An 11,042-nucleotide genomic window follows, 5' to 3' on the forward strand; every position below is an offset into this window, starting at 1 on the left:
ATGGCCACCGAAGAGACCCTTGTGCTCGTGAAGCCCGACGGCGTCGCACGCGGATTGACCGGCGCGATCCTGGCCCGCATCGAGGCCAAGGGGTACTCGCTCGTCGACATCCGCCTCGTCGAGCCGGACCGCGAGACGCTCGAGCGCCACTACGCCGAGCACGAGGGCAAGCCGTTCTACGAGCCGCTGCTGGAGTTCATGATGTCGGGGCCGTCCGTCGCGATCCGACTCGCGGGCAACCGCGTGATCGAGGGCTTCCGCTCGCTGGCCGGGACCACCGACCCGACGACCGCCGCGCCCGGAACGATCCGCGGAGATCTCGGTCGCGACTGGGGTCTGAAGGTCCAGCAGAACCTCGTTCATGGGTCGGACAGCACGGAGTCGGCCGCCCGCGAGCTCGAGATCTGGTTCTGAGCGCTCAGAACACCGAGCCGAGCACGTCCAGCCGCAGCTGGGCGATGATCGCGATGACGGCGTAGCTGACCACCGCCAGCAGCGGCACCCAGCCCATCAGCCGGTCGGCGCCGTGACGGATGCCGCGCGGGGCGGGCACGATGCCGGTGCTTAGCACGTGCAGTGTCACGACGTAGAAGGTCGGGATCGTGACGACCCAGGTGACCATGCACCAGGGGCACAGGGTTCCGAGCACGAAGATGCTCTGGCCGATCAGCCAGAGCACGAAGACGAATGCCAGAGTGACACCGGCGGCGAAGAGCCACCAGAACCAGCGCGCGAATCGCGCGCCCGCGAGGATCGCGACTCCGACGACGACCGGCGCCATCCAGCCGGTCAGACCCAGGATCGGGTTGGGAAACCCCAGCAGCGCGCCCTGCCACGACGTCAGGTTCTTGCCGCACTGCACCAGCGGACTGATGTCGCACCCGAGGATCGCGTCGGGGTCGGCGAGCAGGTGCAACCGCTCGATCGTGAGCGAGAACGCCGCCCACCAGCCGATCGCACCGGCGACGATGAGCCACACCGCAAGAGCCGTCGGTCGGGTGCGGGTCGAAGGCGGCGTCATGCCTCGGATTATGGCACCGGGGCCTGAGCGGTTGCCGCGCGCGCGAACCGCCGAAAACCGAACCGGGACGGCATCCGCGCATTCCCGCGTCGAAAGTGCGATAATGGTCCACGACGCTTCGCGGCCGCGCCGCCACAGCGTCACCCAGATGACTTCGGGCGATGAGCGCCCTTCGCAGCACGAGCCACGGGCCGGCTGCAGACCGAACGAGTACGCGGCACCGCAGGTGCGGCACCGCACGAGATTTCGCCGGACGACGCGCGGTGTCGTCCGCAGGGAGTACGCCAGTGATGGCCGATGAGAATGATGCACACCTCGAACCACGCGACGCAGCAGAAGGCCCGGTAGCCACCAGCGCTCCCGCGCCCGAGTCGCCCGAGCCGCCCGCCGGCGAGGCGCCCCCCGGCGAACTCACCGTCGAGGATCCGCCCGCCGAGGACGATGATGCGCCCAAGTCGGCCGTGGACCTGGGACTGCTGCCCGAGGTGTTCGTCTCGGCCGTGTCCACCCAGCTCTTCTTCTACGCGCCTCCGCAGGCTGCCGCGCTTCCCCCGCTTCCCGAGCTGGACGGGCCCGCCGACCCGGCGTCCTCGACCAGCGCGCGACGTCGCAACCGTCGCCGGACGGGCGAGGGGCGCGACGAGGCGGCCGGACCGGCCGAGGCCCCCCAGCAGCAGCAGCCGCGCCCGCGCGCCGTGGAGCTGATCACGGAGCCGCAGCGCATCAAGGGCTCGACCCGCCTGGAGGCCAAGAAGCAGCGTCGCCGCGACGGCCGAGAGGCCGGGCGCCGCCGTGCGGTCGTCACCGAGGCGGAGTTCCTCGCTCGCCGCGAAGCCGTCGATCGGGAGATGATCGTCCGCTCCAAGAACGGGCGCATCCAGATCGCCGTCCTCGAGGACAACGTGCTGGTCGAGCACTACGTGGCCCGCAACCAGGACGCCTCCCTGATCGGCAACGTCTACCTCGGTCGCGTGCAGAACGTCCTCCCCAGCATGGAGGCCGCCTTCGTCGATATCGGCCGCGGTCGCAACGCGGTGCTCTACTCGGGTGAGGTCGACTGGGACGCCGTCGAGACGGGCAACCAGCCGCGCCGCATCGAGCTGGCCCTCAAGAGCGGCGACCGCGTGCTGGTCCAGGTCACGAAGGACCCGGTGGGACACAAGGGCGCCCGCCTGACGAGCCAGATCTCCCTGCCCGGCCGCTACCTCGTGTACGTGCCCGGCGGCGCGATGAACGGCATCTCCCGCAAACTGCCCGACACCGAGCGCGCGCGCCTGAAGAAGATCCTCAAGGAGGTGCTGCCGGAATCATCCGGCGTCATCGTGCGCACCGCGGCCGAGGGCGCCACCGAGGATCAGCTGACGCTCGATGTGCAGCGACTCACCACCCAGTGGGAGCACATCAGCCGGCAGGTCGAGTCCATCCAGGCGCCCGCACTGCTGCACTCCGAGCCCGACCTCCTGGTAAAGATCGTCCGCGATGTCTTCAACGAGGACTTCACCAAGATGCTCATCCAGGGGGAGGACGCGCACCAGACGATCACCGCGTATCTCGAGAGCGTGGCGCCCGACCTGCTGGACCGCGTCGTGGTCTACGAGGGCGATGCCGATCCGTTCGACGCGTTCCGGGTGACCGAGCAGATCGAGAAGGCGCTGGACCGCAAGGTGTGGCTTCCGTCCGGCGGTTCGCTCGTGATCGATCGCACCGAGGCGATGACCGTCGTGGACGTCAACACCGGCAAGTTCGTCGGCACGGGCGGCAACCTCGAAGAGACGGTCACCAAGAACAACCTCGAGGCGGCCGAGGAGATCGTGCGCCAGCTGCGCCTGCGCGACATCGGCGGGATCATCGTGGTGGACTTCATCGACATGGTGCTCGAGTCCAACCGCGACCTCGTGCTGCGCCGGCTCGTCGAGTGCCTCAGTCGCGACCGCACCAAGCACCAGGTCGCCGAGGTCACCTCGCTCGGACTGGTCCAGATGACGCGCAAGAAGCTCGGACTCGGGCTTCTGGAGACCTTCAGCGAGGCCTGCGAGGTCTGCGCCGGTCGCGGGGTCATCGTGCACCACGACCCCGTCGTCAAGCACCGGGCGCCCATCGGCAACGGCCAGCCTCCGGGACGCCGGCCGCGTGCGGCTGCCCCGACCGCCAACGGCAGCACCGGCGGCACGCACGTCATCACCGAGGGCGTCAAGTCCGCCCTCGCGCAGATCGCCGCCTCGACGATCCACTCGCATCACGAAGAGGAGGCCGCGCCCGTGACGGCGCCGGTCGAAGTCGTGGCCGTGGAGCGCCCGAAGAAGCAGCGCAAGAAGCGTCAGGACACCGGGAGCCAGGCTCCGCGCACCGAGAAGGACGCACTGCTGGATTCCGTGCTGAGCGCGCTGCCGGAGCCCAAGGCGCCCGGACAGGGACGCTCACGGCGTCGCGTGACCACCGCGGCTCTCACGGGGACGCCCATCTCGCACGCGCCGTCGGAGGACTGAGAGCGTCAGCGGCCCGTCAGCGCCCGCGCCGCTGACGGGCCGTGATGCGCAGCCCCGAGGCGATGAGTGCGCGAACCAGCGTGCGGCCGTCGACGTGCCGGGCGCCGGCCGCCACCAGCCGCGCGTGCGCCTCGTCCGGAACGTCGTAGTGGTCCCGGTCGAAACCTCGGCGCGGGATGCCGTTGGCAGCGGCGAACGCGTGCAGCTCGTCCAGGCTGTCATCGCTCACCAGATGCGCCCACAGCCGACCGTGCGCCGGCCAGCGCGGATCGTCGATCAGGATCGCCACGAGCCGATCCTACGCAGGGGGAGCGGCACCGGCTCCGGCGCTTTTGCGTGTGGGGTCGGCATCCGGTAAAGTATTCCTTTGGTGCGTTGACGACATTTCTGCTCCGCACCGCATCTTTGCTCAGGCATCCGGAGCCGCGCGCTCCCCGAAGAAACAGGTATGAAGTGGTCTACGCAGTTGTGCGCGCCGGTGGCCGGCAGGAGAAGGTGGAGGTCGGCACGATCGTCGTCCTCGACCGCCAGTCCGCGAAGATCGGCGACAAGATCGAGCTTCCCGCCGTCCTGCTCGTCGACGGCGACGCCGTCACGACGGACGCCGACAAGCTCGCGAAGGTCACCGTGACCGCCGAGGTCCTCGGCGAGGAGCGCGGCCCGAAGATCGTCATCCAGAAGTTCAAGAACAAGACCGGTTACAAGAAGCGCCAGGGGCACCGCCAGGACCTCACGCGCGTCAAGGTCACCGGCATCAAGTAAGCACGGAAGAGACGCAGACATGGCACACAAAAAGGGCGCAAGCTCCACCCGTAACGGTCGTGACTCCAACGCACAGCGCCTCGGCGTGAAGCGTTTCGGCGGCCAGAAGGTTCTCGCCGGCGAGATCATCGTCCGTCAGCGCGGCACCCACTTCCACCCGGGCGCCAATGTCGGCCGCGGTGGCGACGACACGCTGTTCGCCCTCGAGGCCGGTGCCGTCGAATTCGGCGCGAAGGGCGGCCGCAAGGTCGTCAACATCGTGGTGCCGGCGGAGTAATCCGCCGCACGCAGAGTTTTCTCTCGGAGGGGGCGGGCTTCGGCTCGCCCCCTCCGTGCAGTTCCGATCCACATCACGCACCACGATCCGCAAGGGGGAGCGCATGGTCACATTCGTCGACCGAGTGACGCTGCACCTGTCCGCCGGTAAGGGCGGCAACGGGTGCGTGTCGGTCAAGCGAGAGAAGTTCAAGCCGCTGGCAGGACCCGACGGCGGCAACGGCGGCCACGGCGGCGACATCGTCCTGGTGGCCGATCCCAACGTCACGACCCTGCTGTCCTACCATCACTCGCCGCACCGGTCGGCCGGCAACGGCGGATTCGGCATGGGCGACCACCGCTCCGGGGCGGCGGGCGAAGCCCTCGAGCTCCCCGTGCCGGTGGGCACCGTGGTCAAGGACGTCTCCGGCGAGACCCTGGTCGACATGATCGAGCCGGGCATGCGCTTCATCGTCGCGCCGGGTGGGATCGGCGGCCTCGGCAACGCGACGCTGGCCAACCCGAAGCGCAAGGCGCCCGGGTTCGCACTGCTCGGAACCCCCGGCTGGGAAGGCGATGTCCTCCTCGAGCTGAAGACCGTCGCCGACATCGCCCTGGTCGGATTCCCCTCCGCCGGCAAGTCGAGCCTCATCGCCGCCATCTCGGCGGCTCGGCCGAAGATCGCGGACTACCCCTTCACGACACTGCACCCCAACCTGGGCGTCGTCCAGGCCGGCGACGTGCGGTTCACCGTCGCGGACGTCCCCGGACTCATCGAGGGCGCCAGCCAGGGCAAGGGCCTCGGCCTCGAGTTCCTGCGCCATGTCGAGCGCTGCACTGCGCTCGTGCACGTCCTGGACTGCGCGACACTCGAGCCTGGCCGGGATCCTCTGAGCGATCTGGACGTGATCCTCGCGGAGCTTGCGGCCTACCCCGTCCCCGAGGGTCAGCTGCCATTGCTGGAGCGTCCGCAGCTGGTCGCCCTGAACAAGATCGACGTCCCCGAGGGCAGGGATCTGGCAGATCTCGTGCGTCCCGACCTCGAGGCCCGCGGTTTCCGCGTCTTCGAGATCTCGACCGTCAGCCACGAAGGCCTTCGGCAGCTCACCTTCGCCCTGGGCGACGTCGTCGCCACGCACCGCGTCGCCGAGGCCGCCAAGCCGGCGGTGGAGCGCGTCGTCATCCGCCCGCAGGGCGCGGAGCGGGAGTTCACGATCCGCGTCGAGGGCGGCACGTACGGCGACATCTACCGGGTGCTGGGCGTCAAGCCGATCCGCTGGGTGCAGCAGACGGACTTCCAGAACGAAGAGGCGGTGGGGTATCTCGCCGATCGCCTGGAGAAGCTCGGTGTCGAGGACGGCCTGTTCAAGGCGGGTGCCCAGCCCGGCTCGACAGTCGTGATCGGCGAGGGAGACGGCGTCGTGTTCGACTGGCAGCCCTCGCTGGGTTCGGTCGCCGAACTGATGACCGCTCCGCGCGGCACAGATCCGCGCCTGGACATGAACCCGCGCCGGACCACGTCCCAGCGCCGTGAGCGCTACTACGCGAGCATGGATGCCAAGGCCGAAGCCCGCGCCGAGCTCGAGGCTGAGCGCATCGCGACGAAGGCGGGCCAGAGCACCGAGCAGACTGCACAGATCGGCGAGGACGAGGAGACGGCGTGACGAGTTTCGCGCGGGATGACATCCCGTCCGCGCGACGGATCGTCGTGAAGGTCGGTTCGTCCTCGATCAGCGGCGAGAACTCCGCGAAGATCCAGCCAATCGTCGAGGCGCTGGTGGAGTCTCACGCGGGCGGCATCGAAGTCGTGCTCGTCTCCTCCGGCGCGATCGCGACGGGGATGCCGTACCTCAGGCTCGGAGAGCGCCCCACCGACCTCGCCACCCAGCAGGCGGCCGCAGCCGTCGGCCAGAACGTGCTGATCTACCGCTATCAGGAGGCGTTGCGACCGTTCCGGATCGTCGCGGGCCAGGTCCTGCTGACCGCCGGCGACCTCGAGAACCCCACCCCGCGCTCGAATGCGCGGCGGGCGATGGAACGACTTCTCGGCCTGCGCATCCTGCCGATCGTGAACGAGAACGACACCGTCGCTACGCATGAGATCCGGTTCGGCGACAACGACCGGCTGGCGGCACTGGTCGCCCAGCTCATCGGCGCCGATGCCCTCATCCTGCTGAGCGACATCGACTGCCTCTACACCCGACCCCCCGACGAGCCCGGCGCTCGACCCATCGAGCGCGTGGCGTACGGCGACGACCTCAGCGGATACGAGTTCGGCTCGGTCGTGGTCAACAGCGTGGGCACCGGGGGAGCGGCCACCAAGGTGTCGGCCGCGCGCGTGGCCACCGCATCCGGAATCGGGGTCCTCGTCACGAGCGCCGATCTGGTCGATCGTGCCCTGCGCGGCGAAGCGGTCGGCACGTGGTTCGACCCCCACCCCGAGCCGGTCTCCGTGCCGGTGACCGGGCCGATCCGCCGGACGGCCTCGCCGCGGTCCGCCGATACACTGGGCCGATGACCACCACCGTCACGAGCGCGCGGGAGCGGATGCTGCTCGCGAAGGCCGCGTCACGATCGATCGGTCTGCTCTCGGACTCCGCCAAGCGCGATGCGCTCCGGTCGATCGCCGCCGCGATCGCCGCCGCCGCAGACCAGATCGTCGCCGCCAACGCGGAGGACCTCGAACGCGGACGCTCGGGCGGCCTGTCGGTCGCGCTGCAGGATCGGCTGCGTCTGGATGCTCCGCGCGTCGCCGCTCTCGCGGCGGCAGTCCGCGACATCGCCGACCTGCCCGACCCGGTCGGGCGGGTGCTCGAGGAGCGGACGCTGTCCAACGGGGTGCGGCTGACGAAGGTGAGCGTGCCCTTCGGCGTGGTCGGCTCTATCTACGAAGCACGTCCGAACGTGACGGTCGACATCGCCGCGCTCGCCCTGCGGTCCGGCAATGCGGTCGTGCTGCGCGGCGGGTCGGCGGCCGAGGCGACGAATGCGGCGCTCGTGCGGGCGATGCGCGACGCGCTCGCGGCCGAGGGAATCGACCCCGAGGCCATCCAGACCGTCGACGAATTCGGCCGTGAGGGTGCCCGGCAGCTCATGCAGGCGCGCGGCGTCGTGGACGTCCTCGTGCCGCGAGGGAGCGCTCAGCTCATCGAGACCGTCGTCACCGAGTCCTCGGTGCCGGTGATCGAGACCGGCGCCGGTGTCGTCCACATCGTGCTCGACGAGTCGGCCCCACTGGAGTGGGCACGCGACATCGTCGTGAACGCGAAGGTGCAGCGCCCGAGCGTGTGCAATTCGGTCGAAACGGTGCTCGTGCACCGGGACGCTGCCGAACGACTCGTCGGCCCCGTCGTCGCGGCTCTGCGCGATCAGGGCGTCACGGTCCACGGCGACGCCGCCGTCGCCGCGCTGGATGACGGCGTGATCGCCGCGACCGAAGAGGACTGGAGCACGGAGTATCTCAGCCTCGACATCGCGATGCGCGTGGTCGACGACCTCGACGAGGCGCTCGAGCACATCCGTCGCTACTCGACCCACCACACCGAGTCGATCATCACGCAGGACTCCGCCAACTCCGAGCGCTTCCTCGCCGAGGTCGATTCCGCCGTGGTCATGGTCAACGCCTCCACACGGTTCACCGACGGCGGGGAATTCGGCTTCGGTGCCGAAGTCGGGATCTCGACGCAGAAGCTGCACGCCCGCGGGCCGATGGGACTCGCCGAGCTGACCAGTACGAAGTGGCTCGCGCGGGGCTCCGGACAGACGCGGCCGTGACCGATAAACTGACAGCGCGTCGCACCACGGCGCGAACCCGAACGGAGCACGTATGACCCTGGCCACGCTTGTCGTCCTCGCCGCGGAAGAGTCCGGTCACGGCAACGTCCAACTCGAGACCGTCGTGTTCGGGATCATCGCGCTCGCCACCTTCGGCGCGCTCGCCCTCGTGACCCTCTCGTACCGCAACGTGGCCAACCGCCACGCGCACAAGGCCGACGCATACGCCGCCAAGCACGCGAACGACGTTCAGCAAGCGGGGCACGGCCACTAGGCCGACTGCATGTCGGTGACACGCGCCCCGAGAATCGGGGTCATGGGCGGGACGTTCGATCCCATCCACCACGGTCACCTCGTCGCCGCCAGCGAAGTCGCGCAGTCCTTCGATCTGGACGAGGTGGTCTTCGTGCCGACCGGGCGTCCGTGGCAGAAGGACGAGGTCTCCTCCAGCGAGCACCGGTATCTGATGACCGTCATCGCGACGGCATCCAATCCGCGCTTCACCGTGAGCCGCGTCGACATCGACCGTGCCGGGCCCACGTACACGATCGACACGCTGCGTGAGCTGAAAAGGGATCGGCCCACGGCGGAGCTGTTCTTCATCACGGGCGCGGACGCCATAGCGCAAATTCTCAGTTGGAGGGACCATGATGAACTGTGGGATCTCGCCCACTTCGTCGCGGTCTCCCGACCCGGACATGTCCTCAGCACAGACGGTCTGCCGACCGAGGACGTGAGCCAGCTCGAGATCCCCGCACTCGCGATCTCGTCGACGGACTGTCGCGATCGCGTCGAACACGGCAACCCCGTGTGGTACCTCGTTCCCGACGGGGTCGTCCAATACATCGCCAAGCACCACCTCTACCGGAGCAAGGAATGAGCACACCCGAGCAGCCGGCATCACCCGCCCTGACCCGCAAGCAGTTGCGGGACATCCGCAACACCGGCGCGACGCCGATCGTGACCGCGGACGACGTCCCCCTCGAACCCGACCCGGCGCCCGCGCCGGTCGATGAGACGCCCGTCGCAGAGCCGACAGCGCACGACGTCCCGCCCGCCGTTGCAGCGCCGCTGCCCCGCGCCGCGGCGCCCGCCGTCGTGCACGACCTGCCCGGCGCCGACGCGAGCGTCGACCTCGGCGTCTCGCCCCTCACTCGCCGTCAGGCGCGCCAGCAGGAGCGCATCCGCACGGCATCCGTTCCTGTCATCACACCCGAGGTCGCTGCGGCCCACGCCGCCTCGGTGGCGGCCGCGGCCGCCGAGGTCGATCGCGCCGAGCAGAACGATGAACCGACTCCGTCGGGCGCGACGGACCTCGCGCAGCTGTTCGCAACGGCGGCGGGTACCCCTGTCGCCGAAGAGGCGGATGCAGACAGCGATGACGTCGTCGAAGCGATCATCGTCTCGGATGACGTCGTCGAAGCGATCATCGTCTCGGATGACGACGCGCATGTCGATGAAGGCGACGCCGCCTCGGCCGGCGAACCGACGGACGAGAACCACCCGGATGAGCCGGTCGCGGACGCGGAGCCGGTCGCCGACGCGGAGCCGGTGGTTGACGCTGAGCATGTCGCTGACGCGGAGCCGGCCGCCGAGCCGGAGACCGACGCGGCCGGTGAGAGTGCGCACTCCGGCGCCGAGGATGCAGCAGCCGCCGTCACGGACGAGGAAGAGCCCGAGCGCGCGATCGTCAACCCGCAGTTCGGGGCGGAGCTTCTTGCCGGCGATGTGGAACAGGTAGAACTGCCGGCGTCGTTCGATCAGCTGATCACGCGCTCGGTGACCGGTGCCATCGGCACCGGCAATGCGCTGATCCTCTCGCAGAACCCCTCCGCACCCCCACTGGGAGCACCCGTCGCCGCAACCGGCGAGGTGCTCATCACCGGATCGTTCAATCTTCCCGAAGGCCTGGGCTCCACCGGGCACGCCGTCGGCACCGCCGACGGCAAAGAGGTGGATGCGGTTCTGGTCGACGGTGAGCTTCCCGCGCACTCGTCTCCCACCCCGATCGCCGCGAGCGCCGCGATCAGCACGGTCAAGAACGGCGGGGACATCATCAAGCCCCCCGCCCCCGAAAAGGGCGGACGGCTCATGCTGACGCTCGCGATCACCGCGGGGGTGCTCGCACTCGCGCTCGTGGGAGTGCTCATCCTGGCCTTCGTGACAGGAGTCTTCTGATGACGGCGACCGACCAATCCCGCGACATGCTGCGCATCGCCGCAGGGGCTGCCGATGCGAAGGGCGGTGAAGACCTCGTAGCGCTGGACGTGTCGGGTCCGCTTCCCCTCGTCGACATCTTCCTGCTGGTCACCGGTCGCAGCGAGCGCAACGTCGCCGCGATCGCCGACGAGATCGAGGACCGGCTCCTCGAAGCCGGTCACAAGCGGCTGCGCCGGGAGGGGCGGCAGGAATCGCGGTGGATCCTGCTCGATTTCGGCGACCTCGTGGTGCACGTCTTCCACGAGCAGGAGCGCATGTACTACGGTCTCGAGCGCCTGTGGAAGGACTGTCCGGTCGTTCCCGTCGAGCTGCCCGCGGCCTCGAGCATCGAGTGACCCCGACGCCTGCGCATCACCCGCGCCGGTTCGAGCGGGGCCGGCCGATGTAGTAATCTTGTGGGGTTGCCTCCGCTTCGGAGGCTCCGGGCCTGTGGCGCAGCTGGTAGCGCACCTGCATGGCATGCAGGGGGTCAGGGGTTCGAGTCCCCTCAGGTCCACCAATGTGATGTCTCGCGACATATGTCT

At 69.2% G+C, this 11,042-nt stretch carries 13 protein-coding genes and 1 tRNA gene; 12 read left to right on the forward strand and 2 right to left on the reverse strand.

Features of this window, described 5'->3' with window-relative positions; translation table 11 throughout:
* Positions 1 to 414 carry a nucleoside-diphosphate kinase gene (gene ndk / locus RWQ91_RS01385; protein ID WP_314502089.1) on the forward strand — a complete coding sequence of 138 codons (414 nt, stop codon included), beginning with the start codon at positions 1 to 3 and terminating at the stop codon, positions 412 to 414.
* A 4-nt stretch (positions 415 to 418) separates the two neighbouring features.
* On the opposite strand, the gene RWQ91_RS01390 is transcribed toward ndk, so the two are convergent.
* Entirely contained in the window at positions 419 to 1,021 is a 603-nt protein-coding gene (locus RWQ91_RS01390) for a vitamin K epoxide reductase family protein (protein ID WP_314502091.1), read from the reverse strand.
* Between the two features lie 290 nt (positions 1,022 to 1,311).
* Between RWQ91_RS01390 and RWQ91_RS01395 the strand changes: the two genes are divergently transcribed.
* On the forward strand, positions 1,312 to 3,507 hold the full coding sequence (locus RWQ91_RS01395; protein WP_314502093.1) for an Rne/Rng family ribonuclease: 2,196 nt from the start codon (positions 1,312 to 1,314) through the stop codon (positions 3,505 to 3,507).
* A 16-nt stretch (positions 3,508 to 3,523) separates the two neighbouring features.
* Here RWQ91_RS01395 and RWQ91_RS01400 read toward each other — a convergent pair whose 3' ends face one another.
* Entirely contained in the window at positions 3,524 to 3,796 is a 273-nt protein-coding gene (locus RWQ91_RS01400) for a DUF4031 domain-containing protein (RefSeq protein ID WP_314502095.1), read from the reverse strand.
* A gap of 164 nt (positions 3,797 to 3,960) precedes the next feature.
* Here RWQ91_RS01400 and rplU point away from each other — a divergent pair, with 164 nt between their 5' ends.
* From rplU to RWQ91_RS01450, 10 genes are all read left to right on the forward strand, one after another.
* Complete coding sequence (rplU, locus tag RWQ91_RS01405; RefSeq protein ID WP_314502097.1) at positions 3,961 to 4,269, forward strand: 50S ribosomal protein L21; 309 nt, start codon at positions 3,961 to 3,963, stop codon at positions 4,267 to 4,269.
* Positions 4,270 to 4,288: 19 nt separating this feature from the next.
* Positions 4,289 to 4,546, forward strand: coding sequence for a 50S ribosomal protein L27 (rpmA, locus tag RWQ91_RS01410; protein WP_091490368.1), 258 nt, complete (start codon positions 4,289 to 4,291; stop codon positions 4,544 to 4,546).
* 103 nt (positions 4,547 to 4,649) lie between these two features.
* Complete coding sequence (gene obgE / locus RWQ91_RS01415; protein WP_314502100.1) at positions 4,650 to 6,188, forward strand: GTPase ObgE; 1,539 nt, start codon at positions 4,650 to 4,652, stop codon at positions 6,186 to 6,188.
* Positions 6,185 to 7,042: a glutamate 5-kinase gene (proB, locus tag RWQ91_RS01420; protein ID WP_314502102.1), complete on the forward strand. Its 858-nt coding sequence runs from the start codon at positions 6,185 to 6,187 to the stop codon at positions 7,040 to 7,042. Before obgE ends, proB begins: the two co-directional genes overlap by 4 nt.
* Positions 7,039 to 8,298 (forward strand): glutamate-5-semialdehyde dehydrogenase, encoded by a 1,260-nt coding sequence (locus RWQ91_RS01425; RefSeq protein ID WP_314502103.1) that lies wholly within the window; start codon positions 7,039 to 7,041, stop codon positions 8,296 to 8,298. Before proB ends, RWQ91_RS01425 begins: the two co-directional genes overlap by 4 nt.
* A 52-nt stretch (positions 8,299 to 8,350) precedes the next feature.
* On the forward strand, positions 8,351 to 8,572 hold the full coding sequence (locus RWQ91_RS01430) for a hypothetical protein (protein ID WP_314502105.1): 222 nt from the start codon (positions 8,351 to 8,353) through the stop codon (positions 8,570 to 8,572).
* Between the two features lie 9 nt (positions 8,573 to 8,581).
* Positions 8,582 to 9,178 (forward strand): nicotinate-nucleotide adenylyltransferase, encoded by a 597-nt coding sequence (nadD, locus tag RWQ91_RS01435; protein ID WP_314502107.1) that lies wholly within the window; start codon positions 8,582 to 8,584, stop codon positions 9,176 to 9,178.
* Entirely contained in the window at positions 9,175 to 10,476 is a 1,302-nt protein-coding gene (locus tag RWQ91_RS01440; RefSeq protein WP_314502108.1) for a hypothetical protein, read from the forward strand. The genes nadD and RWQ91_RS01440 overlap by 4 nt, the downstream gene beginning before the upstream one ends.
* Positions 10,476 to 10,853 carry a ribosome silencing factor gene (rsfS, locus tag RWQ91_RS01445; RefSeq protein ID WP_314502110.1) on the forward strand — a complete coding sequence of 126 codons (378 nt, stop codon included), beginning with the start codon at positions 10,476 to 10,478 and terminating at the stop codon, positions 10,851 to 10,853. Before RWQ91_RS01440 ends, rsfS begins: the two co-directional genes overlap by 1 nt.
* A gap of 88 nt (positions 10,854 to 10,941) precedes the next feature.
* Positions 10,942 to 11,017: transfer RNA gene (locus RWQ91_RS01450), tRNA-Ala, on the forward strand.
* The last annotated feature ends 25 nt before the right edge of the window (positions 11,018 to 11,042 follow it).

Origin of the sequence: uncultured Microbacterium sp. (assembly GCF_963524805.1) — a bacterium.
Lineage (GTDB): Bacteria > Actinomycetota > Actinomycetes > Actinomycetales > Microbacteriaceae > Microbacterium.